The following is a 24,269-nucleotide window of genomic DNA, read 5'->3' as shown; positions in this document are numbered from 1 at the left end:
GCCGTTCAGTTCGTGCCGGCGCGGCGGGCGAGCGCGGCACTGCCGCTTACGCGCGGCGGATCGATTTTCGGAGCGTCGCTGCGGCGGCCGGCGCCGTTGGCTCCCGCTGCTGATGACGACGCCTTGGCGGGTGGCGTCGCGGCTCCCGCAGCCGGGGCTTCCGGCCGCAGCGGACGCGGCGCCGCGAACAAAAACCCTTGCCCGAAACGGACGTCGAAGTCGAGCAGGTCGATGACCGCGCGCTCGCCCTCGATGCGCTCGGCGATCAGGTCGATGCCGAAGCGGCCCAAGAGGTCGGACAGATCGGCCGGATGAATATCGGAGCCGGCATTCTGTGCGGGGTCGAGCAGCAGCCGCGCCGGCACCTTGATGAAGCGGACGCCGCGGTCGGCGAGTTCGCGCGGCTCGATCCGCAGATCGGTGACGTGGTCGATCGAGAACCGGTAGCCGCGCTGCGCCAGAGCGGCGAGATGCTCGCTCTCGATCGGCCCGAGCGCGCGAAACGTCGCCTGCTTGAATTCCAGCACGAAGGACGAGGCCAGCGCGCGGTTGGCGTCGAGAAAATCGATGCATTGCGCGAAGCTGTCGGCGTTCGACAGCGTCGAGGCCGCGACATTGCAGAACACGCCGACCTCCTTGTTGCGCACCATCAGCCGGCGCAGCACCTGCATGCAGCGCAGCATCACGGTATGGTCGATCTGGCCCATCAGCCCGGCGGCGTCCGCGGCGGCGATGAAATCATCGGCGACGATCACTTGGTCCTTGTCGTCGCGCAGCCGGGTCACCGCCTCGTAAAAGCGCACCTTGCGCTGCGGCAGCGTCACCATCGGCTGAAGATAGATGTCGATCCGGTTGGCGTTGATCGCGCCGGTGACGGTCGCCAGCATCAAGGCGTCGTTGCGTGGTTGCGCCGGCGCCAGCGCCAGCGGGGAAACCTTTGTAACGGTGTCTTCGGCAATATCGGCGGCGAGCGGCAGATCGGGGGCCGGGGCCTGCGGCCGAAGCTGCGGCGGTACCGGGGGCGCGATGGCGGCGGTTGCGGTCACCGGGGCAGGTGACGGCCTGTCCTCCGCGGTAAGCAGGTCCTCATGGGTCGCGACCGTGGAGGCCAACTGGGTGACCAGCGCGCCGAGCTCGCCGATTTCCCCGATTACCGACTGCAGGCGGTCCGGGCCGTTATTCGTTGCAGCCACTTTGGTATCCTGCGCCATTTTGGCTTCCAGCGCCTGGAGCCGGCGGCCGAATTCGGTGACCTGGCGGGCCAGATCGACGGTGCCGCGCGACAGGTCGGCGATCTGACCGCCGGCCTCGGAGCGGTCGCGCAACCGCATCGACACCGCATTATAGAGGATCATGAAGGTCAGCGTGGCCAGAGCCACGATGGCGGATTCCGGCCCGCTGATGCCGGCCATCGCATACAGCACGGTGCCGAGCGAGGCCGAGATCAGCACCATGCAGATGGCGATGAAAATCGTCGAAATCCGGATCATGACGCGCATAGGTCCTCGGCGCCTGAAATCGAGGCGTTGGCAAGCGTAGCATTTAAGTTGATTCGGCAAGCCGGACCTACCCGGCTTGCACACCGGAAAAGGTTCAGCCCGTGGCTTTGCCGAGCGTATCGGCCATCGTCGCGCCGCGCGACCCCATCGGCAGGCCGGGGCCGACGGTGGTATCGATCGCGGTCTGGTGCTCGATTTCCGAATTCAGCTCGGCGCCGACCAGCACGATGATCGACGACATCCACATCCAGGTCATCAGGCCGATGGCGGCGCCCAGCGAACCATAGGTAGCGCTGTAATTGCCGAAATTCGACAGGTACCAGGACAGCAGCGAGGAACCCGCGATCCACAGCAGGGCTGCGACCACCGTGCCGACGCCGAGCCACTGCCAGCGCGCGCCCGGCCGGCTCGGCCCGAAGCGGTAGAGAATGCCGAGCGACAAGATCAGCAGCGCCAGCAGAAGCGGCCAGCGCACGAGGCTGACGACGACCTGGCTGTCATAGGCCAGCCCGACCCGGTCCAGCATCAGCGGCAGCGCCACGACGCCGCCGACCATCAGCATCAGCCCCGCGATGGCGCAGGTGGTGAAGGTCAGCGACAGCAGGTTGAGCTTGATGAAGCTGCGCTTTTCGCGCTCGCCATAGACCACGTTGAGGGCGTCGATCACCGCCTTGACGCCGGCATTGGCGCTCCACAGCGCCAGCGCCAGACCGAACAGGAAGGTAAAGCCGAGCCGGGTCTGGCCGTTGCCCAGCACCCGCGCGATCTGGTCCTGCACGATCTGGTACGAGCCGTCCGGCAACATATAGGCCAGCGTCCGCAGATTGTCGGAAATGGTGGCGGGATCGGCAAACAGGCCGTAGCTGGAAACCAGCGCGGTGATCGCCGGGAAGACGGCGAGCAGGCCGAAGAATACCACGCCGGCGGCGATCGCCAGCAGGCGGTCCTCATTGGTGCGCTCATAGGTCCGCCACAGGATATCCTTCCAGCCCGCCCAGGGAATCTGGAGCGGATGGGTCGAGCGCCGGCCGCGGCCGCGCTGGACCAGTTCGCGGTGGAAGGCGCGCGGCGGCGGCACCGAGGTGTCACCCACCATCGGAGCCAACTCGTTGGACGGCGCGTCCGGCGCGGCTGGAAGTCTCGCCTGCGCGGTCTGGCCCGCCAGATAGCTCTGCACTGCCCAGGCGGCGAAGGCGCCGGCCGCGAGCAGCGCCAGGTTTTCCACGTCGGGGCGTCTGGTAGCCATCAGACGGAAGCTTTCCCCGCCGGGCGCCGCGGTCGAATGCTCCGGCGCCGGGCCATCGCCCAGGCGGCCAGCGCGGCGGCCAACACCAGGCCTGCTTTGGCCTGTGTGGGCAGCGTCAGCGACGGCGAGGTCGGCCGCGGCTTGCGGGTCGAATTGCTGCCGAAGGGCGCCGCGTGGGGAGACGCCGGCTGGGAGAGCACTTCCGCCGCCGTGTTGCGCGCCTGCGCAATGGGGGTTGGCGGTTGCTTGCCGGGCGTGGCAGAGATCGCCACGCGCAGGCGGCTGCCAAGGCTGGGAAAGCGTTTGGCGGGCTGCTTCAGCCGGCTCGCGGCCAGCGCAGCGCATATGATGGCCAGCACCAGCAGCATGGCTGCCGTCGCTCCAAACGCCTGAAACAGGCCGTAACTGATCTCGATCCAGCGGAACAGGGCGGTGGCGCCGACCAGCAGCAGCGCGATGGCGAAGATGCCGGCCGCGGCGTACAGCCCGCCCGCAACCGCGTAGGAAACCGCCGTACCCTGGGTCTGCTCGACCCGGTCTCGCGCATAGGATTCGGTCGCGCGCTTGACCTGACTGATCTTGAGCGCCAGCCCGGTTCGCAACAGGGCAATCGCAAGGGGATGCATCGGGGGAGCCTCGTTCTCGACAGGCGCCATGGCTGCGCCGCAAATGGAACGACAACACGGGGGTAAGGTTCCGCGGCAGGAGGCGCCACGCCCGCACCAGGGCGCGCCGCGCCGCGTCCAGGGAACGGGTCTGGCTTGCCGCTGCGGGCCGGCGCTGGTAACCCGCGTGGATCCCGCGTGACATCCAACGAATTGCTGACGACATGGCCGACAAACCGAAGAAGCCCCAGAAACTCCGCGCCCGCCTGCCGCGCGGCCTCGGCGACCGCGGTCCGGCGGAGATCGCCGCCACGAGGCGCATGACCGAGACGATCCGCGAGGTCTATGAGCGCTACGGCTTCGAGCCGGTCGAGACCCCGACGATGGAATTCACCGACGCGCTCGGCAAATTCCTCCCCGATCAGGACCGGCCCAACGAAGGCGTGTTCTCGTTCCAGGACGATGACGAGCAGTGGATCAGCCTGCGCTACGATTTGACGGCGCCCTTGGCGCGCTACGTCGCGGAGAATTTTGACCATCTGCCGAAGCCGTATCGCAGCTACCGCGCGGGCTATGTCTATCGCAACGAAAAGCCCGGCCCCGGCCGCTTCCGCCAGTTCATGCAGTTCGACGCCGACACGGTGGGCAGCGCGTCGCCCGCCGCAGATGCTGAGATGTGCATGATGGCGGCGGACGCGATGGAGAAGCTGGGGCTGACCGGGCAGTACGTCGTCAGGGTCAACAACCGAAAGATCTTCGACGGTTTGCGCGAGCAGCTTGCTATCACTGATGATGCCCAGTGGCTCACGGTCATGCGGGCCATCGATAAGCTGGACAAGTTCTCTGTTGCCGAGATCGAGAAGTTGCTCGGTCCAGGCCGATGGGATGGTGGCGAAGAGGGCAAAGGTGATTTCACCAAAGGCGCAGGCCTGGACGGATCTCAAATCACACGCATTCTCGCTGTCACGGGGACGCCGGGAGAGCCGTCTGGCGCAGAAAGCACCGTATCGTCGAATGCCGTCACGCTTGCCAACTTCGAGAGTGCCGTTGGAGAAAGCAGCATTGGTCGCGAAGGCATCTCGGAGCTCACGCAAATCGATGCGATTGCGAGTGCATCAGGTTACGATGGACGCATCGTCATCGATCCCTCCGTGGTCCGCGGCCTCGAATACTACACTGGCCCGGTCTACGAGGTAGAACTGACTATCCCGACGGAAGACGAAAAAGGCCGCCCCGTGCGGTTCGGCTCGGTCGGTGGCGGTGGTCGTTATGACGGCCTCGTCTCGCGCTTTCGCGGTGAGCCGGTGCCGGCGACCGGGTTCTCGATCGGCGTGTCGCGGCTGCAGGCTGCGCTCACCATGCTGGGCAAGCTCGACACCACGCCGGCCGCCGGTCCCGTCGTCGTCACCGTGTTCGATAGAGCGCGCATCGCCGACTACCAGAAGATGGTCGCGACGTTGCGCAATGCCGGCATCCGCGCCGAACTCTACCTTGGCAATCCGAAGAACATGGGCAACCAGCTCAAATATGCCGACCGCCGCAACTCGCCCTGCGTCATCATCCAGGGCGGCGACGAGCAGGCCGAGGGCGTGGTGCTGCTGAAGGACCTGATCCTCGGCGCCGAGCTGTCGAAGCTGGAAGGCGACCGCGACGAATATCTCGCCAAGCAGAGCGAGGCGCAGGTCAAGGTCGCGGAAGCGGATCTCGTCGAGGGCGTGCGTAGGATCCTCGACAGACACGGCGTGAAGTGGAATTAATCCACTCGCGATAATCAACGCATTGGGAGTTTGAAATGCCTGAAGTCACCATCAGCCTGGCCGCCGGCCGCACCGAAGAAGCCAAGAAGGCGGTCATGCTCGACATCACGCATTCGATGATGAAGCATTTCGGTGTCGATGCCGAAGCCGTCGTGATCCAGATCAACGAGGCTCAGCACAACAACAAGATGAAGGGCGGCAAGACCTTCATCGAGCGCAAGGCCGAAGCCGCGAAGAAGTAGACGCACGCTCTGGCTTCCCCTCTCCCCTTGTGGGAGAGGGTGGATCGAACCGCATAGCGGTTCGAGACGGGTGAGGGGTGCCGAGGCTCCGAACCGGCGATACCCCTCATCCGACCGCGCTACGCGCGGCCACCTTCTCCCAGCTAGCGAAGCTTCGCTTCGCGCGGGGGAGAAGGAAGCAAGATCACCCGAACACCGCAATATTCTGTCGGGCGGCCATCACCGCCGTGCCGTTCGCGTTCCACACCGTCATCGCCTGGCTGGAATAGCCGTCGCCGATCTGTTCGGCGCTGGTGCGCAGCAGCCACCAGCCGTCGGTGGTCTCGATCCGGTCGGTCAACAGATCGACCGACCAGGTCATGGTGCTGATCGGCGACGGCGCGCTCGCCATCGTCGAGGCCGCCGGCGGCGGCGCGTCGGCCAGCGCCAGCAGCGCCACCAGCGGCGATGCCTTGGCTGTCGAGCGATGCCGCAGCCACAGCGTCATCTCCGGATGCTCGGCGCCGCTGAATGGCAGCGCGCCGCCGACGAAGCGGCCGTCGAAATGCTGCACGAAGCTCAGTCCCGGCGGGGCGTTGCGGAAGAAATCGCGGCAGCTCTCGGGCGCCGGCGCGTCCGGCGCCATCATGACATTGTGCGCGAACGCCGAGGCGCGCGCCGCGCCGAAACAGAACGTGGCGCGGGTGGCGAGGCCGGCCTCGCCGGTCAGATCGACGCCGACGAATACCGTCGACTTGCCCTTGCGCAGCACGCGGGGCGCCACCTGCAGCTTGCCGGTGGCCGGGCCGATGAAGGCGATCTGCGCCGAGCGCAGCGGCGGCAGACCTTCGAAGGAGGCACGCGCGCTTTGCAGGCACAGCGCGGCGGCCAGCCCGCCATAGACGGTGCGGCCCTGCAGCCAGTCGTCGCTCACGGTGACGCTGAAGCCGTCCTCGGCGGGCGTCAGGCTGTGCATCAATTCGGTGAAGTCGGTCATGGGGCCTCCGCTATATATGATAGGCGTCATCTATAGCGGATATGCGGGGGATGGGAAACATGCGTTCGGCGCGCCCCCATCTGTCGTTCCGGGATGCAGCGGACGGCGAAGCCGGCCGATGGAGACCCGGAACCCCGGAATGTTCATCGTCCCATCTCGAGATTCCCCGCCACTCCAATTGGAGTGGCTGAGGTTCGCTCGCGCTGGTGCGCTCGCGCCCCGGAATGACAGCGAGCTACTGCTTCGGCAGCAAGCCCTTGAGCTTTTCCATGTCCTTGATGTTCATGCGGAAGCCGCCGGGCATCACGATGTCGCCGGGGCGCTGGTCGGCGGCGCAGGCGCCGAGCCACTTGGCTTCCAGCATCACCGTGCTGTCGGCCGGCACGCCGGCGGCGACCGGCTTGTCGCTGCTCGAAATCACCTTCATCGCATAGCCGACATTGAAGTCGCCGGTGATCTCGCTATGCGAGGTCAGCGTCGCGCCACCGAAGCTGCAGACGGAATCGGTCACATAGCCGGTAGCGGTCTGCGTGGTGTCGTTCTTGCTACAGTTCTGCTTGGCCATCGGCGAAAAATTCGCCGTCATCTGCTTGTCGGTGGCCTCGGCGGTGCAGTGCTGCATCGTGACTTCGGGTGTCGTGCCGCCGGGGCGGAGCATCTTCAGCTCCCACAGCCCGGCCTTGCGGGTCGGCAGCTCGACGGACTGGGCCGCCGTCGCAGCGGTGCACAGCGCGGCGATACTCAACACGGTCAGTCGCATCATGCTCCGCTCTCCCGGTGCAGATGAGGCGCTCAGCTGGCCTCGAAGCTTCAGTAGCGGACGCGCAACGGCCGGTCCGACGAACCGTACGGCACCCAGCGGCAGGCAAACGAAACGTAGCCGCCATAGGTGTTCTGCGCGCCGAGGAATTTGACCACCTTGCCGTATTGCGCACAATGGTCGACCGCAAGCTGACGGACATCGGTCTGGCTGACCAGCTGGGTGCTGATGATGCCGCCGGTGTCGTTGCCCTTGAACGTGGGAACCGTGTCGGCGTTCGCTGTGCCCGCCAGCAGTGTCAGTATTGCCAGTACCATCGCTGGCCGAATCATGAACATCGTCATCTCCATCGTTGGTCGCACCTTAGAGGGCTATGGCGACGCTGAAAAGAACGGGCAGCGCCCATGACAGAGTTGTGCTCCGGGTGTTGCCGCGGCGCACTTGACCCCGCGCAGCCTTCGCGGCACCGTTGGGAACATCACAACAGCCGGCGGATTCCCCATGCGCGACCTCATTTCATCCTGGAAGAAAGCCGGAAGGAAAGCCGTTTTGGCGGCGATCGCCGGTGCCGTGTTCGGGCTGCTGGCCCTGGCGCCGGGCGCGCAGGCCGCCAATCCGCTGGAGCTGAACTTCTGGCTGTCCGGCCCGAAATATGACGGACGCGTCGCTGATTGCGCGGCGGCGCTGCAGACCATCTCGTCGCAGTTCCAGGAGAAGGAAAGCACCTTCTGGAATTCGGCCCTTGTGATCACCGGCTATGACCGCGTCCACGAGACCGCCTTCCGCCCCTGGGCATCCAACAACATCCCGCGTCGCTATTGCACCGCACATGCAATGCTGAACGACGGCAAGGCGCGTCAGGTCAACTACTCGATCATCGAGGATGGCGGCTTCGCCGGCTTTGGCCAGGGCGTCGAATGGTGTGTCGTCGGCCTCGATCGCGACTGGGCCTACAATCCCTCCTGCCGCGCGGCCAGGAAATAAGCTCGCGCAGACGGTTCTTGAATTGAAGCGGGGGCCTGACTAGGCTCGCGCCATTCAGGGGGCGGGGCGTCATGTCATATCTATTGCGAATCACGCTGGCCGTCGGGCTGGTGTGGGCGACATTGCTGGGCATGGCCCAGGCGCAAGACCGCCGGCAGAGCGCGCCCGGCGAATTCGATTTCTACGTGCTGGCGCTATCGTGGTCGCCGTCGTTTTGCGAGGCGGCACAGGAGCGCAACAACGGCGGACGCTCGCAGCAGATGCAGTGCGGCGGCCGGCCCTACGCTTTCGTGGTGCACGGGCTGTGGCCGCAATATGAGCGCGGCTTCCCGGATTACTGCCAGCGCCCGTCGCCGCGGCTCGACCGCAACATCATGACCTCGATGCTTGACCTGATGCCGGCGCCGGGTCTGATCTTCAACGAATGGGACAAGCACGGCACCTGTTCGGGCTTAAGCGCGCGGGGCTATTTCGAGGCCGTCCGCAAGGCGCGGGCCGGCATCAAGATCCCCGAGGAATATCTCGACCTCGCCAGCGTCAAGACGGTCTCACCGGCGGCGATCGAGGAGGCCTTCATCAAGGTCAATCCGGGGCTCAGCCAGTCGGCGATCGCGGTCACCTGCGATCGCACGAGGCTCAGCGAGGTCCGGATCTGCCTGAGCAAGGACCTCCAGTTCCGCGCCTGCGAGGAAATCGACCGCCGCGCCTGCCGCCGGGACCAGGTCGTGATGCCGCCCATGCGCGGCGGGTAGTTTTTTTACCTCTCCCCGTTGGGGAGAGGTCGACCGGGCGAAGCCCGGGCGGGTGAGGGGGCTGGGCTGGGAGTGTGGGGCTCCCCCTCACCCGAACCCTCGCTGGCGCGAGGCTCCGACCTCTCCCCGCTGGGGAGAGGTGAAGCAAGCCGCCCTTTGCTCGGTCCCCCGCATAGCGTATGGCTTCGGCCATGAATTATCGCCACGCCTTTCACGCCGGTAACTTTGCCGACGTCATCAAGCACATCGTGCTGGTCCGCATTCTCATGCATCTGCGCGAGAAGGAGGCGCCGTTCCGCGTCATCGACAGCCATGCCGGCGCCGGGGTCTATGACCTGCATGGCGACGAGGCGACGCGCACCGGGGAATGGACCACCGGCATCGCGCGCGCGATGCAGGCGCGCTTCACCGAATCCACCGTGCCGCTGGTCGAGCCCTATCTCGAGATCGTGCGCGCCTTCAACAAGCCGCGCGAGCTGAAGGTCTATCCCGGCTCGCCATTGATCGCCCGCCGGCTGATGCGGCCGCAGGACCGCATGGTCGCCTGCGAACTGGAGCCGACGGCGCGAAAGCATCTGATCTCGGCGCTGCGCCGCGACAAGCAGGCCCGCGTCGTCGACATCGACGGCTGGGTCGGGCTGCCCGCCTTCGTGCCGCCGAACGAGCGTCGCGGCCTGGTGTTGATCGATCCGCCGTTCGAGAAGAAGGACGAGTTCGAGCGGATGGCTTACGGCTTCGACGAGGCCTTTGCCAAATGGGCGACCGGCATTTTCGTGATGTGGTACCCGGTGAAAAGCCGCCGTGCCACCGACACGCTGGCGCAGCATGTCGCCGCGACGGCCGCCGCCGCCCCAACCCCGGGCAAGGTGCTGCGGCTCGAATTCAGCGTCGCGCCGCAGGAGGCGGACGGCGGTCTGACCTCGGCCGGCCTGCTGATCGTCAACCCGCCATGGAAACTGATGGCCGAGCTGAAGGCGATCCTGCCCGAGCTGGAGAAGCCGCTCGGCCTAGGTGGCGCCGGGCGCTTCCGGCTCGAGACGGTCAAACCGTAAGTACGCTTCTGAACCATCCAGTAGCTAACTACCAAACGTCGCACGCCAAAGCTGTATTTCCCGTAGGCAATCCGCGGGGAACCGTATTATGCTGCCTCGATTGGGACTGGCTTTACGTTCCGCTTCCGCGAATGGGGGCGGCGGAGTGACAAGGCCTCGATGCATGAAATGGCGCGGAAACAAGCGCCCGTCGAACAAGGCCAAGCTTTCCGACGACAGTGAATGTCCGGTCGGTCGCGGCGCGTGAGCGCTGCGGGGGAGCAGTGCGGGGAGAGGAGTTTCCCGATGGCCATGACGGGTACGATCAAATTTTTCAACGGCGAGCGCGGCTACGGCTTCATCAAGCCGGACGACGGCGGACGCGATGTGTTCGTGCACATCACCGCAGTCGAACGCGCCGGCCTGAAGGACCTGAACGAGGGCCAGCGCATCACCTTCGAAGTCGAGCCCGACAAGAAGGGCAAGGGGCCGAAGGCGGTCAATCTGGTGGTGATGGCGTGAGGCGTGCGTAGCCCGGATGGAGCGAAGCGCAATCCGGGAATCTTTGCATCATCGAAGCGCCGGCCCCGGATTGTCATCCGGGCTACAGACGACAAAAATCCCGGCCGCGTGAACGGCCGGGAGGTTGTTGCCGTGTCGTCTCTTGGTTGGATTAGAAGTGGTAGTTCACGCCGAGGCGGACGGTGCCGAAGTCGAGGCCGTTCCGTGCGCTGGTGAGCGTGTAGTCGTTGGCGGACAGGTTGACGTAGAGATACTCGATCTTCGCGGTCCAGTTCTGGTAGATGCCGACTTCGGCACCGACGCCGACGGCGTAGCCGGCCGACGTCTTCGACTGCTGCAGACCGGTGATGAGCGATTCCGTCTCCAGGCTGCCGAAGGCGAGGCCGCCGGTGCCGTAGATCAGCACGTTGTTGAAGGCATAGCCGATACGGCCGCGCACGGTGCCGAACCACGGGTTCGAGAACTTGTAATTGGCGAAGCGGTCATCCGCGGTGGAGCCCTGCATGTCGCCTTCGATACCGAACACCACGTTGCCGCTCTGCCAGTTGTAGCCGCCGGTCACGCCGCCGACGAAACCGGACGGCTTGGCGCCGGAATTGGAAACGTTGCCCCATTCGTAGCCGAGCGTGCCGCCGAGATAGGGGCCGGCCCAGCTATAGCCATTGAGCGGCTGGTTCACGGTGTAGGGCTGGCGCGAACGATAGGGCAGATCCGCCGCCTCGGCCGAAACCACACCCGCCAGAAGAACGGCGACTGCCGCGAACGCACACTTGCTCATCTCAAACTCTCCAAAAACGCTGTACTGCCGCAACCCGGACCTGTTTCGAACGAAGCCTTAGGGTTACGGAATTCGATCTTTTCTTGAGACGATTTGTGGGAGTTTTGAATTAAGCAAATCTTAATTCGGCGGTTCGGCGCTCTATCGCCGTTAAAAAAGTCTTACTTTTGGCATGGATCGGGCGAAACTCGGGCTCTCGCTTCCCGGATGCGGTTCGTCGTCTTATGGCCGCTTCCGCAACCCGGACCTCGAATCCGATGCTGGCGATCAGGCGCGGCAACGCTTAAATCAGGCCCATGATTCAAGACCCCACCGACCTGCCGCCGATTCCGGCTGAGCCCGCTCCGGAACCCGAGGCGGCTTCTTCCGACCTGCCGCCAGCGACCGCCCCCGAACTGGATACCGACAGCGCCGCCGACGACGAGGAAGATGGCGCGCTGCCGGACGTCGCCGAGGATGATTCCGGCGAGCCGGTGCTGGAAGGCCCGCTGGCGCTCGGCCGCGCCGCGATCGAGCATGCCGTGAAGCACGCCCCGCACTCGCCGGGCGTCTATCGTATGCTGAATGCCGCCAATGACGTGCTCTACGTCGGCAAGGCCAAGAACGTGAAGAAGCGCCTGTCGTCCTACGCCCGGCCGACCGGCCACGTGATGCGGATCGCGCGGATGATCGCGGCGACCGTGATGGTCGAGATCATCTCGACGGCGACCGAGACCGAGGCGCTGCTGCTCGAGGCCAACCTGATCAAGCAGTTGCGGCCGCGCTTCAACGTGCTGCTGCGCGACGACAAGTCGTTCCCCTATATCCTGCTCACCGGCGACCATTGGGCGCCGCAGATCGTCAAGCATCGCGGCGCGCAGTCGCGGCCGGGGCGCTATTTCGGCCCGTTCGCCTCGGTCGGCTCGGTCAACCGCACCATCACCGCGCTGCAGCGTGCGTTCCTCGTGCGCTCGTGCACGGATTCGTTTTTCGAGAGCCGGACGAGGCCGTGCCTGCTGTACCAGATCCGGCGCTGCTCTGGCCCGTGCACCGGCGAGATCGATTTCCCCGGCTATACCGAGCTGGTGAAAGAGGCCAAGGACTTCCTGTCCGGCCGTTCGCGGGCGGTGAAACAGCAGCTCGCCGGCGAGATGGAAAAAGCCTCCAGCGAAATGGAGTTCGAGCGCGCGGCGCTGTACCGCGACCGGCTTGCCGCGCTGTCGGCGATCCAGTCGCAGCAGGGCATCAACCCGCGCACCGTGGAGGAGGCCGACGTGTTCGCCATCCACCAGGATGGCGGCTATTCCTGCGTCGAGGTGTTCTTCTTCCGCACCGGCCAGAACTGGGGCAACCGCGCCTATTTCCCGCGAGCGGAGAAAAGCTTCACGCCGGAGGAGGTGCTGTCCTCGTTCCTGTCGCAATTCTACGACGACAAGCCGCCGCCGAAGATGATCCTGCTGTCGCATGCCATCGAGGATGCCGAGCTGATGGCGTCGGCGCTGTCAATCAAGGCCGGTTTCAAGGTCGAGGTCCTCACTCCGCAGCGCGGCGAGAAGAAGGAACTGGTGGCGCACGCGCTGACCAACGCCCGCGAGGCGCTCGGCCGCAAGCTGGCCGACACCGCGACCCAGGCCCGGCTGCTGCAGGGCATCTGCACCACGCTCGGCCTGCCGGGGGTCCCGAAGCGGATCGAGGTCTACGACAACAGCCACATCCAGGGCACCAATGCGGTCGGCGCGATGATCGTGGCGGGGCCGGACGGATTCCTGAAAAACCAGTACCGCAAGTTCAACATCAAGTCGGAAGGCCTGACGCCGGGCGACGACTACGCGATGATGAAGGAGGTGCTGCAGCGCCGCTTCAAGCGCCTGCTGGCGCCCCCGGCGGAGGGCGACGCGGCCAAGCCCAAGGTCCAGGACGACGACGTGCCGCAATGGCCGGATCTCGTCATCATCGACGGCGGCCGCGGCCAGCTCAACGCGGTGAAGGAAATCTTCGACGCGCTGGAGCTCAAGCAGGTGACGCTGATGTCGGTCGCCAAGGGGCCGGAGCGCGACGCCGGCCAGGAGACGCTGTTCATGCCGGACCGCCCGGCGATCAAGCTGCAGCCGCGCGATCCCGTGCTGTATTTCATCCAGCGGCTGCGCGACGAGGCGCATCGATTCGTGATCGGTTCGCACCGCACGCTGCGCAAGAAGGATATCCGCGAGGCCGGCCTGCAGGAAATTCCCGGCATCGGCCCGACCCGCAAACGGGCGCTGCTGCACCATTTTGGAACCCTGAAAGCCATCGAGCGCGCCTCGGTCGGCGACCTCGGCAAGGTTCCCGGTATCTCGACGGAGAACGCGCGAAAAATTTTCGATTTTTTCCATGCCCAGCCCGCGCCGCGATGAAGGGGTTGTCATGTCGCTGCCGCATGGCGGGAATGGTTTGATGGTAATCTGGCAGCCGGTGAGCTACGGCGGTTGACCAACGCGTCCGGGGAGTATTGGTAGAAGCCATGACAGTGACAACCAGACGGGCCGCGAACTCCGCGACGAACCTGCCGAACATGCTGACCTATGCCCGGATCGCCGCGATCCCGGTGGTGGTCGGCTGCGTCTATGCGCAGTCGATCATGGACGGCCCGCTGTGGCTGCGCTGGGTCGCGCTGGCGGTGTTCATCGCGGCTGCGGTCACCGATTTTCTCGACGGCTATTATGCCCGGATCTGGAACCAGCATTCGGCCTTCGGCCGCATGCTCGATCCGATCGCCGACAAGCTGCTGGTGGCGTCCTGCCTCTTGATGCTGGCGGCCGACGGCATCATCCACGGCTGGACGCTGTGGGCCGCCATCGTCATCCTGTGCCGCGAGATCCTGGTCTCGGGCCTGCGCGAATATCTCGCCGCCCTGCGCGTCAGCGTGCCCGTGACGAAGCTGGCGAAGTGGAAGACCACGGCGCAGCTGGTTGCGATCGGCTTCCTCTTGGCCGGCGAGGCCGGCGACCAGGTGATCCCCTTCACCACCCAGCTCGGACTGCTGCTGCTCTGGCTGTCGGCGCTGTTCACGATCTACACGGGCTACGACTATTTCCGCGCCGGCATTCATCACCTCATCGCGGAGGATGTATGAAGCTGTTGTATTTCGCCTGGGTGCGCGAGCGCATCGGAAAGACTGAGGAAGTGATTGAGCCCCCGGCCGCGGTGACGACGGTCGGTGAGCTGATCGGCTGGCTCGCCACGCGCGGCGAGGAATACGCCCACGCCTTCGAGACGCCAAAGGTGATCCGCGCCGCCATCGATCATACCCATGTGCGACCCGACACGGCGATCGCGGGCGCGCGCGAGATTGCGTTCTTTCCGCCGATGACCGGCGGCTGATCCTGTCATGACCAGCCCGGTCACCATCCGCATCCAGACCGCCGATTTCGACCTCGCACGCGAGATCGCGGCCCTAACCGCCAGCCGCATCGACATCGGCGCGGTCGTCACCTTTTCCGGCATTTGCCGCGGCCAAGAAAATTCAGCGGGCGGCGACGCCACCGAGGCGCTGACGCTGGAGCACTATCCCGGCATGGCCGAGGCCGAGATCACGCGCCACGCCGAACAGGCCATGACGCGCTGGCCGCTGACCGGCATCACCATCGTGCACCGCGTAGGCCGCATCGTGCCCGGCGAAAACATCATGGTGGTGCTGACGGCCTCCGCGCACCGTCAGGCCGCGTTCCAGGCCGCCGAATTCCTGATGGACTATCTGAAGGCCCACGCGCCGTTCTGGAAGCGTGAGGAAACCGCCGATGGCGCCGGCTGGGTCGCCGCCAAGGCCGACGACGATGAAGCCGCCGCGCGCTGGGACGAGAAGTAATGGCCAAGAAAACGGTTAAAAAGGCACCCGCGAAAGCGGCGGTGCAAAAGCGCAAGCCCGTGGTCGCCAGGCCGATGAAGGTGGGCGCCGGCGAACTCGTCACGCTGCTGGACTACGTCCGCTATGCCACCAGCCGCTTCATCGAGGCCAAGCTGGCTTTCGCCCACGGCACCACCGATCCCGTCGCTGAGGCCGCCTTCATCGTCTGCGAGCTGCTGCATCTGCATCCCGACCAGTTCGAGACCTTTGCCATCGCCCGCGTCACCGCTGCCGAGGGCCGCAAGATCCTCGCGGTGATCGATGCCCGCGTCGCCACGCGCAAGCCGGCGGCCTATCTCGTCAACAAGATCTACATGCGCGGCCTGCCGTTCTATGTCGACGAGCGCGTGATCGTGCCGCGCTCCTTCATCGGTGAATTGCTGGAATCGCATTTCACCGGTGAGGACGGCTCGCTGATCGACGATCCGCTCGCGGTGGAATCCGTGCTGGAGCTCTGCACCGGCTCCGGCTGCCTGCCAATTTTGGCGGCGCGTGCGTTCCCCAATGCGCGGATCGACGCGGTGGATCTGTCGGGCGACGCGCTCGCGGTCGCCGCGCGAAACGTCGCCGATTACGGGCTCGAGGACCGCATCACTCTGTACAAGGGCGACCTGTTCGCGCCGATCGGCGATACCCGCTACGATCTGATCATCACCAACCCGCCCTATGTCGACGCCCAGGGCATGGCGGATCTCCCGGAAGAGTGCCGGCACGAGCCGGCGATGGCGTTTGACGGCGGCGATGATGGCATCGATCTGGTGCGGCGCATCGTCGAAGAGGCCGGCGATCACCTCAATCCCGGCGGCGGCCTCCTGTGCGAAGTCGGCCGCTGCCAGCCGGCGCTGGAACAGGCCTATCCCGATGCGGGCTTCCTGTGGCTCGACAGCGAAGATTCCGAAGGCGAAGTATTCTGGCTGCCGGCGGCCGAGTAGGCGCCTCTTTCTTCCTTCTCCCTTGTGGGAGAAGGTGGCACGGACGAAGTCCGTGACGGATGAGGGGTTACTAGGCTCGGCGCGCGCGGCACCCCTCACCCGGCCGCGCTGACGCGCGTCCACCCTCTCCCACAAGGGGAGAGGGAAGTAAGAGCGATCGACGGGTTTCTTAACCGGGCTCGCCATCCTACAAGCTCCCATGTTGATGACCCACCCCACCTCCGCCTTCAGCCGCGCCGCCTGTCTCGCCGAACTGCGCGCGATGCTGGCGCTCGGCTGGCCGCTGGTGCTCACCAACATCGCGCAGATCGCGCTCACCACCACTGACGTGATCGTGCTCGGCCGCGTCAGCGCCGAGGCGCTGGCGGCGGGGGCGCTTGGCGTCAATCTCTATCTCGCTATCCTGATCTTCGCGATCGGCCTGATTACCGCGACTTCGCCGATGATGGCGGAGGCGATCGTCCGCCGGCTGCATGTCGTGCGCGAGATCCGGCGCACCTTTCGCCAGGGGCTGTGGTCCGCCGTGATGATCACGGTGCCGGCGTGGATCGTGCTGTGGCACACCGAGGCGATCATGCTGGCGTTCGGGCAGGAAGCGCAGGCCGCCGCGGACGCGCAGACCTTCATGCACATGCTGCAATGGGGCTTCCTGCCGACGCTTGGCTTCATCGCGCTGCGCTCCTTCGTAGCGGCGCTGCAGCAGCCGAAATGGGCGCTGGTGGTCACCGGCATCACGATCCTGTTCAACATTGCAGCCAATTGGGTGCTGGTGTTCGGCCATCTCGGCCTGCCGGAAATGGGGCTGCGCGGCTCCGGCCTCGCCACCACGCTGTCGAACCTGTTCCTGTTTGTCAGTTTCGCGCTGGTGGCGATCTATCACCGCAAATTCCGGCGCTATCATCTGTTCGGCCGCTGGTGGCGCGCCGACTGGCCGCGCTTTGCGAAGCTGTGGCGGCTCGGCGTGCCGATCGGCGCCACGATGGCGTTCGAGATCACCGTGTTCAACGCCGCGGTGTTCCTGATGGGCCAGTTCGGGACCGCGGCGCTGGCCGCGCATACCATCGTCATCCAGATCGCCTCGGTGTCCTTCATGGTGCCGATGGGCCTCAGCCAGGCCGCCACCGTGCGCGTCGGCCAGGCCTATGGCGCCGGCGACCGCGACGCCATCACCCGCGCCGGCTGGACCGCGTTCGCGCTCGGCGTCGGCTTCATGGCTTTGATGAGCGCGCTGATGCTGTTGGCGCCGTTGGCGTTGATCGGCGCTTTCATCGATGTCGGCGACGCTGCCAATGCGGCGGTGGTTGAACTGGCGATCTCGTTCCTGTTCTTTGCGGCAGTGTTCCAGATCGCCGACGGCGCACAGGGCGTCGCCGCCGGCATGCTGCGCGGGCTGCAGGACACGCGGATGCCGATGATCTTTGCGCTGGTCGGCTATTGGGGATTCGGCATGCCGCTCAGCCTGCTGCTCGCCTTCACGCTCGGCTTCGGCGGGCGGGGCATCTGGATCGGCCTGGCCGCCGGATTGCTGGCGGTGGCGATCGTGATGGTCTGGCGCTGGACGATGCGCGAGCGGTTGGGATTGGTGAGAGTGTAGTTGCGTGCTCTTTCTTCCTTCTCCCCTTGTGGGAGAAGGTGTCTTCGCGAAGCGAAGACGGATGAGGGGTAGCGAGAGGCTCGGCGCTTGTGGCTACCCCTCACCCGGCCGCGCTATCGCGCGTCCACCCTCTCCCACCTAGCGAAGCTCCGCTTCGCGCGGGGGAGAGGGAAGTAAGCAAGGTCTCGTTCAGATCACCTTGCGGATCCAGTTGTGCGGATCCGGCGCGCGGCCGTACTGGATGTCGACGAGCTGCTTGCGCAGGCCCATCGCGACGGGGCCGGCCTCGCCGCCATTGATGCTGAAATCGCCATTCGCCGAGCGCACCTGGCCGATCGGCGAGATCACCGCCGCGGTGCCGCAGGCAAACGCTTCCTTCAGGCGTCCGCTGGCGGCGTCTTCGCGCCACTGCGCCAGCGTGTAGAGCTCTTCACGCACGGTCTTGCCGGCATCGCGCGCCAGCGCGATGATCGAATCCCTGGTGATGCCGGGCAGGATGGTGCCGAGCGGCGGCGTCGACAGTGAACCGTCCTCGAACACGAAGAAGATGTTCATGCCGCCGAGCTCCTCGATGTAGCGGCGCTCGACCGCGTCGAGGAACACCACCTGGTCGCAGCCTTTGTCCATCGCTTCGGCCTGGGCGCGCAGCGAGGCTGCGTAGTTGCCGCCGCATTTCACGGCGCCGGTGCCGCCGACCGCGGCGCGGGTGTAGTTTTCCGACACCCAGATCGACACCGGGGCAGGGCCGCCCTTGAAGTATGAGCCGACCGGCGAGGCGATCACGCCAAAGATATATTCGGCGGAGGGCTTCACGCCGAGGAAGATCTCGGTCGCGATCATGAACGGGCGCAGATACAGGCTGCCCTCGCCGCCGGGAATCCAGTCGCGGTCGAGCCGAACCAGTTGCTCGACGGCTTCGATGAAGATCGGTTCGGGCAGTGGGGCCATCGCCATGCGGTCGGCCGAATTGCGGAAGCGCTTCGCATTGGCGTCGGGGCGGAACAGGTTCACGCCGCCGTCTTCGCGCTTGTAGGCCTTCAGGCCCTCGAAGATTTCCTGCGCGTAATGCAGCACGGCGGTGGCCGGATCGAGCGGGAAACTGGCGCGGGTTCCGATCCGCGCACCGTGCCAGCCCTCGGTCGGGTTGTAGCGGACGATCGCCATGTGATCGGTGAAGACGCGGCCGAAGCCGGGGTTTTCCAGCTTCGTCGTGCGCTCGGTCTCGATGACCGGATTCTCGGAGGGCTGCACATCGAACGTCAGCCAGGCTGCGCCATCGATTTTGTCGAACGAAATTCCCATGGACCTTGCTCCTGGCGTACGGCGCCGCGACTGGCGCCGCCGGTGGTTCTACGTCAACTTCGCGGCCCGTCACAACGGCTGGACGGCATGGTATTGCGGAGGCCCGAAATTCAGTAATGTTTGGCCGGTTGCCGGGGCAATCGCCGGTGGAGAACAGACAGACATACGACGTGTTCATCGTGTCGGACTGGTGTAGCCCTCCCGCAGCGAAAGTTCTATTGTTTCGTCGCGGTGGTCCGTTTTGTAAGATTGAAACCAAGATGTGTCAATATGGCTGACATAAATTTCACGAACGAGCCGTCACGATCGCTTGAGGCGGAGCCGTCGCGTGCCGCGGTCGCAGCGGACCCGCAGCCCAGCTGGGACATCATCGAACTTTTGTTCTTCGCCTATCGAGACTTTGTCGGCGATCCCGACCATGTGTTGGGCCAGTTCGGCTTCGGCCGGGCGCATCACCGCGTCGTGCATTTTGTACATCGCTATCCCGGCCTCAAGGTCGCGGACCTGCTGGAGGTGCTGCGGATCACCAAGCAGTCGCTGGGCCGGGTTCTCAAGCAATTGCTCGACGAAGGGTATATCGTGCAGAAGTCCGGCGCGGCGGATCGCCGCCAGCGCCTGCTTTTCGCCACGGCAAAGGGCGAGGCTCTGGTAGCGGAACTGGCGGGGCTGCAGACCGACCGGATCAATCGGGCGCTGCGGGGGATGGCCCCGAACGAGGTCGATGCGATCGGCCGGTTTCTCTCCGGGATGATCGATCGCGACGATCCTGACAAGGTGCTGCAGGCCATTCTGGGTCATGACAAGGCTGGCGCTGCCAGTGGGAAAATACGAGAATGATCCTTGCCGCCGCTGCCAAGCGAGTGCCTGTCGAGCCGTCCGACGATGCGCCGCATCTGCTGCTGGTCGATGACGACCGCCGGATTCGCGACCTGCTGTCGCGCTTCCTCGCCGGCGAGGGCTACCGGGTCACGACGGCGGCCAGTGCCAAGGACGCCCGCGCCAAGCTGCTCGGGCTGAATTTCGACATGCTGATCCTCGATGTGATGATGCCGGGCGAGACCGGCTTCGAGCTGGCGCGTTTCATCCGCACCAGTTCGGTGGTGCCGATCATCATGCTGACCGCGCGCGACGAGGCCGAGAGCCGCATCGAGGGCCTGCAGATCGGCGCCGACGACTACGTCGCCAAGCCGTTCGAGCCGCGCGAGCTGGTGCTGCGGATCGGCAACATCCTCAAGCGCCTCGCGCCGGTCGTGGTCGAGCGCACCGAGTCGCTGCAGTTCGGTCCTTACGTCTATCACCTGCAGCGCGGCGAATTGCGCCAGGGCGACGAGATCATCCACTTGACCGACCGCGAGCGCGACATGCTGCGCGTGCTGGCGGCGTCGCCGGGCGAGACCGTGCCGCGCGGCGAGCTGACCGGCGGCGACGGCACCGTCAACGAACGCGCCGTCGATGTGCAGATCAACCGCCTGCGCCGCAAGATCGAGACCGATCCGGCCAATCCCTTGTTCCTGCAGGCCGTGCGCGGCATCGGTTATCGTCTCGTGGCCTCGCCATGAGGTTTGTGTTTTTTCACAATTGCCGCCGTCTCGGCCGCCTTTCTTCACCTCTCCCATGCGGGGAGAGGTCGGCTCGAAAGCGCGTAGTGCTTTCGAGCCGGGTGAGGGGGTGTTCGCGGCTCACCAGACAGCCCCCCTCACCCGACATCGCGCTGCGCACGACGTCGACCTCTCCCCGCTGGGGAGAGGTGAGGTCGGCGCAGGTGGCAGGCTTATGAGCACGCTCGACAGCGGCCTGACGATGATCCGCACCGCCGCAGGAAGGGTGTCGGCGGCCAACAACTGGATGGGGCGGCGCTTCAACAATTTCATGCCGAAGGGTCTCTACGCCCGCACCCTGCTGATCATGATCGTGCCGATGGTGCTGCTGCAGTCGGTGGTCGCCTTCGTGTTCATGGAGCGGCACTGGAACACGGTGACGCGGCGCCTGTCGCAGGCGGTGGTGCAGGACATCGCGGCGCTGATCGACGTCTACAAGATCTACCCGCAGGACAAGGACCGCACCCAGATCAAGACGATCGCGCAGCAGCGCCTCAATCTGGTGGTGGACTTCCTGCCGATCGGCGACATGCCGCCGCCCGGTCCAAAACCGTTCTTCTCGCTGCTCGACCAGGCGCTGTCGGCGCAGATCGGCCGGCAGATCATCAAGCCGTTCTGGATCGATACTGTCGGCCGCTCCAACCTGGTCGAGATCCGCATCCAGCTCGACGATGCGGTGATGCGGATCTTCGCGCAGCGCAGCGCGGCCTATGCGTCGAATTCCGAGATCTTCCTGTTCTGGATGCTCGGCACCTCGTCGATCCTGCTGCTGGTCGCGATCCTGTTCCTGCGCAACCAGATCCGCCCGATCCTTCGGCTGGCAGACGCCGCCGAAAGTTTCGGCAAGGGCCGCGACGCGCCGAATTTCCGGCCGCGCGGGGCGCGCGAAGTGCGTCGCGCCGCGAACGCCTTCATCGAGATGAAGGTCCGCATCGAACGCTCGATCGAGCAGCGCACCGCGATGCTGGCCGGCGTCAGCCACGATTTGCGCACCATCCTGACCCGCTTCAAGCTGGAACTGGCGCTGCTCGAGGACAGCCCGGAAGTCGAGGACATGCGAAAGGATGTCAACGAAATGGCCGGCATGCTCGAGGCCTATCTCGCCTTTGCGCGCGGCGATTCCGGCGAGCAGGCGCAGCCGACCGACATGGCGGCGGCACTGGAAGAACTGCGCTCGGATGCCGAGCGCAACGGCCACAAGGCCACCGTCACCTTCCACGGCCTGCCGATCGTCACGGTGAAGCCGGCCTCGTTCAAGCGCTGCCTCGGCAATCTGGTCTCGAATGCCGCGCGGCATGCGAACGACATCGCCATCACCGGCCACCGCGACCATCGCTATCTGACGGTGACGGTGGATGACGACGGCCCCGGCATCCCGCCCGACATGCGCGAAGAGGTGTTCAAGCCGTTCCTGCGGCTCGACGACGCCCGCAACCAGGACGAGGGCGGCACCGGTCTGGGATTGGCGATCGCCCGCGATATCGCGCGTTCGCACGGCGGGGATATCAGCCTGGGAGAGAGCCCGATGGGCGGGCTGCGCGCGACGGTAAGGGTGCCGGTGTAGCTACTCTGTAGCCCGGATGCAGCGAAGCGCAATCCGGGAACGGCGTCTCAATCAATTTGCGGGCCCCGGATTGCGCTTCGCTGCATCCGGGCTACGCATGGCGCATATTATTACTTCGCCAGTTCCTTCGAGCGCTTGGTCGCTGCCGCAATCGCTTTCGTCAGCAGCGGCTCGAAACCCTCCGCGCCCATCAGCACGTCGAGCGCCGCGGCCGTCGTGCCGCCGGGCGACGTCACGTTCTTGCGCAAGGTTGCGGAGTCTAGTTCCGAGCGATGCAGCAGCTCGCCCGATCCCGACACGGTCTCGCGCGCCAGCTTGGTCGCCAGCTCCACCGGCAGCCCGGCCGCGACGCCGGCGCGCGCCATTTCCTCGGCCAGCAAAAATACATAGGCCGGGCCGGAGCCCGACAGCGCGGTCACGGCATCCATCAGGCTCTCGTCGAGGGTCCACTCCACCGAGCCGGTCGCACGCAGCAGCGCGTCGGCCGTGTCGCGTTGCTGGGCGCTGACGTCACCAGCGGCTACCGCCACCGTGATGCCGCGGCCGATCGCGGCCGGCGTATTCGGCATCGCACGAACGACATGGCCGCCGCACACTTCGGAGATTGCGGCAATCGTTGCGCCCGCCATGATCGAAACCACCAGCGCGGAGCCGGCCAGTTCGCGCAATGCCGGGCCGGCCTCGCGAAACATCTGCGGCTTCACCGCGATCACCAGCGTTTCGACACGGCCGATCGTATTGGCTTCGGGATTGATGCGGACGCCGGTCATGCTCAACGCCTTGATCGTGTCAGGCGCGAACGGATCGATCACTACGACGCGCTTTGGATCGAGGCCGCGGGCCAGCCAGCCGGTCAGCATGGCGCCGCCCATCTTGCCGGCGCCGGCGAGCACGATTGTGCCGCGGAGATCGGCAAGTGGCAGGGGATTGGTCGAGGAGGTCATGGCATGGTCCCGGAAGGCGAAAGGTGCCGGACCGTATCACTGTGGCGCCGCGTGTGCAGCCGGTGGCGGCCTAGACCAGGCTCTTTTTCAGGAAGTAGCGCGGGCCGCCGCGCGGATAATCGGGCAGGGTGCCGACGACCTCGTAGCCTTGCTTCTTGTAGAATTCCGGCGCCTGAAACCAGTAGGTGTCGAGCCACAGCCCGATGCAGCCGCGCGTCCGCGCGATGTCCTCGGCCTGCGCCAGCACTTTCGAGCCGAGGTCCTGGCCGCGGCATGATGCGGGGATCACGAACAGTTCGACGAAGCACCAGTTGTACGCCGTCTTGCCCCACAGCCCGCCGGCCGGTTCGCCGGTGACGGGATCGTTGACCAGGATCGCCAGCGGCTGGAAGCCGGACGGGCCGACCTTGCTGTCGTTATATTCGACCAGCGCCTTCCAGACGACGTCGCGATGCGTATCGTCCGGCGCGTCCGGAATGAATATGTCGGGATGCGCGGACACGCGACTACGCTTCGCCCATCGTATCGAACATCGCGGCCGACATCGCTTCGGCGGCGGTCTTGCCGGCCCACACCACGAACTGGAACGCCGGATAGTAGCGCTCGCAGGAATGGATCGCAGACACCAGCATGGTCTCGCACTGCGCGGTAGAGGCGGTGAGGCCGTCCGGCAGGATCAAGGCCTGGCGATACATCACCATGCCGGTGTGGGTCCAGATATCGAAATGGCCGACCCACATCTGCTCGTTGATCGCAGCGATCAGGCGCTGCACTTCGGCGCGGCGCGCGGTCGGAATCTTCATGTCGAAGGCGCAGGCCAGATGCAGCGCCTCGATCTCGTTCATCCAGGTGAATGAGAGTTGATAGTCGGTCCAGTCGCCCTTCGAGACGATGGTGACTTCGTCTTCGCCGGAGCGCTCGAACGCCCAGTTGTGATCGGCAGCGATGTCCTCGACAACACCAAGCGGGTTGATCCGTGAATCGATAGTGCCTTCGAGAAGTGACATGCCGTCGCGACCTTGCTGTGTATGTGATGAACCGCATGCAACCGGCCGGTACGCGAAAAATTAAGAGAGCCGCTGCACGCTGCAGGTCCGGGTCGATGTGGTAGCGAGATCCAGACTTGCGAGTTTGAAGTGATGTGATTTGCGGAATCGGCGCAACGCCGTCACGAATCCATCCACAGACAAACACCCCTTCATCCACAGCTGATCGCGAAGTGATGAGAACAAACCGGAATCGGATTCCCGGCATGCGAGTCCGGCATGCGAGTCCGGCATGCGAGTCCGGCGTGTGGCGCTCGCGTGCCGCGAGTCGGAAT

At 65.4% G+C, this 24,269-nt stretch carries 26 protein-coding genes; 15 read left to right on the top strand and 11 right to left on the bottom strand.

Going from position 1 to position 24,269, the window contains the following annotated elements; genetic code table 11:
- Window positions 1-5 precede the first annotated feature (5 nt).
- The 3 genes from FNL56_RS22275 to FNL56_RS22265 form a co-directional block, all read right to left on the bottom strand.
- Window positions 6-1,490 (bottom strand): EAL domain-containing protein, encoded by a 1,485-nt coding sequence (locus FNL56_RS22275; protein ID WP_143575039.1) that lies wholly within the window; start codon window positions 1,488-1,490, stop codon window positions 6-8.
- A gap of 103 nt (window positions 1,491-1,593) precedes the next feature.
- Window positions 1,594-2,745, bottom strand: a complete 1,152-nt coding sequence (locus FNL56_RS22270) for a YihY/virulence factor BrkB family protein (protein ID WP_143575038.1) — start codon at window positions 2,743-2,745, stop codon at window positions 1,594-1,596.
- A complete protein-coding gene (locus tag FNL56_RS22265) occupies window positions 2,745-3,371 on the bottom strand; it encodes a phage holin family protein (RefSeq protein ID WP_143578291.1) in 627 nt (208 codons plus the stop codon). Before FNL56_RS22265 ends, FNL56_RS22270 begins: the two co-directional genes overlap by 1 nt.
- Before the next feature lie 203 nt (window positions 3,372-3,574).
- On the opposite strand from FNL56_RS22265, the gene hisS reads away from it, so the two are divergent.
- Entirely contained in the window at window positions 3,575-5,107 is a 1,533-nt protein-coding gene (gene hisS, locus FNL56_RS22260; protein WP_143575036.1) for a histidine--tRNA ligase, read from the top strand.
- 35 nt (window positions 5,108-5,142) lie between these two features.
- On the top strand, window positions 5,143-5,349 hold the full coding sequence (locus FNL56_RS22255; protein WP_143575035.1) for a tautomerase family protein: 207 nt from the start codon (window positions 5,143-5,145) through the stop codon (window positions 5,347-5,349).
- Between the two features lie 184 nt (window positions 5,350-5,533).
- Here the strand turns inward: FNL56_RS22255 and FNL56_RS22250 are convergent, their stop codons facing one another.
- The 3 genes from FNL56_RS22250 to FNL56_RS22240 all read right to left on the bottom strand — a co-directional run bounded on the left by FNL56_RS22250 (window position 5,534) and on the right by FNL56_RS22240 (window position 7,423).
- Window positions 5,534-6,325: a thioesterase family protein gene (locus FNL56_RS22250; RefSeq protein WP_143575034.1), complete on the bottom strand. Its 792-nt coding sequence runs from the start codon at window positions 6,323-6,325 to the stop codon at window positions 5,534-5,536.
- Window positions 6,326-6,560: 235 nt separating this feature from the next.
- Complete coding sequence (locus FNL56_RS22245; RefSeq protein WP_143582386.1) at window positions 6,561-7,088, bottom strand: DUF3617 domain-containing protein; 528 nt, start codon at window positions 7,086-7,088, stop codon at window positions 6,561-6,563.
- A 47-nt stretch (window positions 7,089-7,135) separates the two neighbouring features.
- Window positions 7,136-7,423 (bottom strand): hypothetical protein, encoded by a 288-nt coding sequence (locus FNL56_RS22240; RefSeq protein ID WP_143575032.1) that lies wholly within the window; start codon window positions 7,421-7,423, stop codon window positions 7,136-7,138.
- Window positions 7,424-7,586: 163 nt separating this feature from the next.
- On the opposite strand from FNL56_RS22240, the gene FNL56_RS22235 reads away from it, so the two are divergent.
- From FNL56_RS22235 to FNL56_RS22220, 4 genes are all read left to right on the top strand, one after another.
- Window positions 7,587-8,069: a hypothetical protein gene (locus FNL56_RS22235; RefSeq protein ID WP_143575031.1), complete on the top strand. Its 483-nt coding sequence runs from the start codon at window positions 7,587-7,589 to the stop codon at window positions 8,067-8,069.
- Between the two features lie 71 nt (window positions 8,070-8,140).
- Window positions 8,141-8,821 (top strand): ribonuclease T2 family protein, encoded by a 681-nt coding sequence (locus FNL56_RS22230; protein ID WP_143575030.1) that lies wholly within the window; start codon window positions 8,141-8,143, stop codon window positions 8,819-8,821.
- A 191-nt stretch (window positions 8,822-9,012) separates the two neighbouring features.
- Entirely contained in the window at window positions 9,013-9,873 is an 861-nt protein-coding gene (locus FNL56_RS22225; protein WP_143575029.1) for a 23S rRNA (adenine(2030)-N(6))-methyltransferase RlmJ, read from the top strand.
- Between the two features lie 285 nt (window positions 9,874-10,158).
- Window positions 10,159-10,374, top strand: a complete 216-nt coding sequence (locus FNL56_RS22220) for a cold-shock protein (protein ID WP_143575028.1) — start codon at window positions 10,159-10,161, stop codon at window positions 10,372-10,374.
- Between the two features lie 151 nt (window positions 10,375-10,525).
- Here the strand turns inward: FNL56_RS22220 and FNL56_RS22215 are convergent, their stop codons facing one another.
- Window positions 10,526-11,152 carry an outer membrane protein gene (locus FNL56_RS22215; protein ID WP_143575027.1) on the bottom strand — a complete coding sequence of 209 codons (627 nt, stop codon included), beginning with the start codon at window positions 11,150-11,152 and terminating at the stop codon, window positions 10,526-10,528.
- Window positions 11,153-11,448: 296 nt separating this feature from the next.
- Between FNL56_RS22215 and uvrC the strand changes: the two genes are divergently transcribed.
- The 6 genes from uvrC (at window position 11,449) to FNL56_RS22185 (ending at window position 17,540) form a co-directional block, all read left to right on the top strand.
- Entirely contained in the window at window positions 11,449-13,524 is a 2,076-nt protein-coding gene (gene uvrC / locus FNL56_RS22210; protein ID WP_143575026.1) for an excinuclease ABC subunit UvrC, read from the top strand.
- Between the two features lie 107 nt (window positions 13,525-13,631).
- On the top strand, window positions 13,632-14,243 hold the full coding sequence (gene pgsA, locus FNL56_RS22205; RefSeq protein WP_143575025.1) for a CDP-diacylglycerol--glycerol-3-phosphate 3-phosphatidyltransferase: 612 nt from the start codon (window positions 13,632-13,634) through the stop codon (window positions 14,241-14,243).
- Complete coding sequence (gene moaD / locus FNL56_RS22200; RefSeq protein WP_143575024.1) at window positions 14,240-14,491, top strand: molybdopterin converting factor subunit 1; 252 nt, start codon at window positions 14,240-14,242, stop codon at window positions 14,489-14,491. The genes pgsA and moaD overlap by 4 nt, the downstream gene beginning before the upstream one ends.
- Before the next feature lie 7 nt (window positions 14,492-14,498).
- Window positions 14,499-14,975, top strand: coding sequence for a molybdenum cofactor biosynthesis protein MoaE (locus FNL56_RS22195; RefSeq protein WP_143575023.1), 477 nt, complete (start codon window positions 14,499-14,501; stop codon window positions 14,973-14,975).
- On the top strand, window positions 14,975-15,946 hold the full coding sequence (prmB, locus tag FNL56_RS22190; RefSeq protein ID WP_143575022.1) for a 50S ribosomal protein L3 N(5)-glutamine methyltransferase: 972 nt from the start codon (window positions 14,975-14,977) through the stop codon (window positions 15,944-15,946). The genes FNL56_RS22195 and prmB overlap by 1 nt, the downstream gene beginning before the upstream one ends.
- Window positions 15,947-16,151: 205 nt before the next feature.
- A complete protein-coding gene (locus FNL56_RS22185; protein ID WP_246661670.1) occupies window positions 16,152-17,540 on the top strand; it encodes an MATE family efflux transporter in 1,389 nt (462 codons plus the stop codon).
- Window positions 17,541-17,729: 189 nt separating this feature from the next.
- On the opposite strand, the gene FNL56_RS22180 is transcribed toward FNL56_RS22185, so the two are convergent.
- Window positions 17,730-18,842 carry a branched-chain amino acid aminotransferase gene (locus FNL56_RS22180; RefSeq protein WP_143575021.1) on the bottom strand — a complete coding sequence of 371 codons (1,113 nt, stop codon included), beginning with the start codon at window positions 18,840-18,842 and terminating at the stop codon, window positions 17,730-17,732.
- 270 nt (window positions 18,843-19,112) lie between these two features.
- Here FNL56_RS22180 and FNL56_RS22175 point away from each other — a divergent pair, with 270 nt between their 5' ends.
- The 3 genes from FNL56_RS22175 (at window position 19,113) to FNL56_RS22165 (ending at window position 22,004) form a co-directional block, all read left to right on the top strand.
- The gene (locus FNL56_RS22175) at window positions 19,113-19,679 is read left to right on the top strand and encodes a MarR family winged helix-turn-helix transcriptional regulator (RefSeq protein WP_143576318.1); all 567 of its coding nucleotides are present in this window, start codon (window positions 19,113-19,115) and stop codon (window positions 19,677-19,679) included.
- Window positions 19,676-20,401, top strand: a complete 726-nt coding sequence (locus tag FNL56_RS22170; RefSeq protein ID WP_143575020.1) for a response regulator — start codon at window positions 19,676-19,678, stop codon at window positions 20,399-20,401. Before FNL56_RS22175 ends, FNL56_RS22170 begins: the two co-directional genes overlap by 4 nt.
- A 214-nt stretch (window positions 20,402-20,615) precedes the next feature.
- Entirely contained in the window at window positions 20,616-22,004 is a 1,389-nt protein-coding gene (locus FNL56_RS22165) for an ATP-binding protein (RefSeq protein WP_143575019.1), read from the top strand.
- A gap of 110 nt (window positions 22,005-22,114) precedes the next feature.
- Here the strand turns inward: FNL56_RS22165 and proC are convergent, their stop codons facing one another.
- From proC to FNL56_RS22150, 3 genes are all read right to left on the bottom strand, one after another.
- Window positions 22,115-22,948 carry a pyrroline-5-carboxylate reductase gene (gene proC / locus FNL56_RS22160; RefSeq protein ID WP_143578289.1) on the bottom strand — a complete coding sequence of 278 codons (834 nt, stop codon included), beginning with the start codon at window positions 22,946-22,948 and terminating at the stop codon, window positions 22,115-22,117.
- A 70-nt stretch (window positions 22,949-23,018) separates the two neighbouring features.
- A complete protein-coding gene (locus tag FNL56_RS22155) occupies window positions 23,019-23,450 on the bottom strand; it encodes a GNAT family N-acetyltransferase (RefSeq protein WP_246660755.1) in 432 nt (143 codons plus the stop codon).
- Window positions 23,451-23,454: 4 nt separating this feature from the next.
- Window positions 23,455-23,955 carry a YbjN domain-containing protein gene (locus FNL56_RS22150; RefSeq protein WP_143575017.1) on the bottom strand — a complete coding sequence of 167 codons (501 nt, stop codon included), beginning with the start codon at window positions 23,953-23,955 and terminating at the stop codon, window positions 23,455-23,457.
- Window positions 23,956-24,269 lie beyond the last annotated feature (314 nt).

The organism is Tardiphaga sp. vice304 (assembly GCF_007018905.1).
In the GTDB taxonomy this organism is placed as follows: Bacteria; Pseudomonadota; Alphaproteobacteria; order Rhizobiales; family Xanthobacteraceae; genus Tardiphaga.
This window is presented reverse-complemented; position numbering and strand designations above follow the sequence as displayed.

What these genes read in the sequence shown, in the direction of transcription:
- FNL56_RS22230 (WP_143575030.1), top strand. Translation starts at nt 8,141, where the DNA reads ATGTCATATCTATTGCGAATCACGCTGGCCGTCGGGCTGGTGTGGGCG.
- FNL56_RS22150 (WP_143575017.1), bottom strand. Translation starts at nt 23,955, where the DNA reads ATGTCACTTCTCGAAGGCACTATCGATTCACGGATCAACCCGCTTGGT.
- FNL56_RS22245 (WP_143582386.1), bottom strand. Translation starts at nt 7,088, where the DNA reads ATGATGCGACTGACCGTGTTGAGTATCGCCGCGCTGTGCACCGCTGCG.
- FNL56_RS22220 (WP_143575028.1), top strand. Translation starts at nt 10,159, where the DNA reads ATGGCCATGACGGGTACGATCAAATTTTTCAACGGCGAGCGCGGCTAC.
- uvrC (WP_143575026.1), top strand. Translation starts at nt 11,449, where the DNA reads ATGATTCAAGACCCCACCGACCTGCCGCCGATTCCGGCTGAGCCCGCT.
- FNL56_RS22235 (WP_143575031.1), top strand. Translation starts at nt 7,587, where the DNA reads ATGCGCGACCTCATTTCATCCTGGAAGAAAGCCGGAAGGAAAGCCGTT.
- FNL56_RS22240 (WP_143575032.1), bottom strand. Translation starts at nt 7,423, where the DNA reads ATGTTCATGATTCGGCCAGCGATGGTACTGGCAATACTGACACTGCTG.
- FNL56_RS22215 (WP_143575027.1), bottom strand. Translation starts at nt 11,152, where the DNA reads ATGAGCAAGTGTGCGTTCGCGGCAGTCGCCGTTCTTCTGGCGGGTGTG.
- FNL56_RS22265 (WP_143578291.1), bottom strand. Translation starts at nt 3,371, where the DNA reads ATGCATCCCCTTGCGATTGCCCTGTTGCGAACCGGGCTGGCGCTCAAG.
- hisS (WP_143575036.1), top strand. Translation starts at nt 3,575, where the DNA reads ATGGCCGACAAACCGAAGAAGCCCCAGAAACTCCGCGCCCGCCTGCCG.
- FNL56_RS22195 (WP_143575023.1), top strand. Translation starts at nt 14,499, where the DNA reads ATGACCAGCCCGGTCACCATCCGCATCCAGACCGCCGATTTCGACCTC.
- FNL56_RS22275 (WP_143575039.1), bottom strand. Translation starts at nt 1,490, where the DNA reads ATGATCCGGATTTCGACGATTTTCATCGCCATCTGCATGGTGCTGATC.
- FNL56_RS22175 (WP_143576318.1), top strand. Translation starts at nt 19,113, where the DNA reads ATGGCTGACATAAATTTCACGAACGAGCCGTCACGATCGCTTGAGGCG.
- FNL56_RS22180 (WP_143575021.1), bottom strand. Translation starts at nt 18,842, where the DNA reads ATGGGAATTTCGTTCGACAAAATCGATGGCGCAGCCTGGCTGACGTTC.
- pgsA (WP_143575025.1), top strand. Translation starts at nt 13,632, where the DNA reads ATGACAGTGACAACCAGACGGGCCGCGAACTCCGCGACGAACCTGCCG.
- moaD (WP_143575024.1), top strand. Translation starts at nt 14,240, where the DNA reads ATGAAGCTGTTGTATTTCGCCTGGGTGCGCGAGCGCATCGGAAAGACT.
- FNL56_RS22225 (WP_143575029.1), top strand. Translation starts at nt 9,013, where the DNA reads ATGAATTATCGCCACGCCTTTCACGCCGGTAACTTTGCCGACGTCATC.
- proC (WP_143578289.1), bottom strand. Translation starts at nt 22,948, where the DNA reads ATGACCTCCTCGACCAATCCCCTGCCACTTGCCGATCTCCGCGGCACA.
- FNL56_RS22165 (WP_143575019.1), top strand. Translation starts at nt 20,616, where the DNA reads ATGAGCACGCTCGACAGCGGCCTGACGATGATCCGCACCGCCGCAGGA.
- FNL56_RS22250 (WP_143575034.1), bottom strand. Translation starts at nt 6,325, where the DNA reads ATGACCGACTTCACCGAATTGATGCACAGCCTGACGCCCGCCGAGGAC.
- FNL56_RS22185 (WP_246661670.1), top strand. Translation starts at nt 16,152, where the DNA reads ATGACCCACCCCACCTCCGCCTTCAGCCGCGCCGCCTGTCTCGCCGAA.
- prmB (WP_143575022.1), top strand. Translation starts at nt 14,975, where the DNA reads ATGGCCAAGAAAACGGTTAAAAAGGCACCCGCGAAAGCGGCGGTGCAA.
- FNL56_RS22170 (WP_143575020.1), top strand. Translation starts at nt 19,676, where the DNA reads ATGATCCTTGCCGCCGCTGCCAAGCGAGTGCCTGTCGAGCCGTCCGAC.
- FNL56_RS22255 (WP_143575035.1), top strand. Translation starts at nt 5,143, where the DNA reads ATGCCTGAAGTCACCATCAGCCTGGCCGCCGGCCGCACCGAAGAAGCC.
- FNL56_RS22270 (WP_143575038.1), bottom strand. Translation starts at nt 2,745, where the DNA reads ATGGCTACCAGACGCCCCGACGTGGAAAACCTGGCGCTGCTCGCGGCC.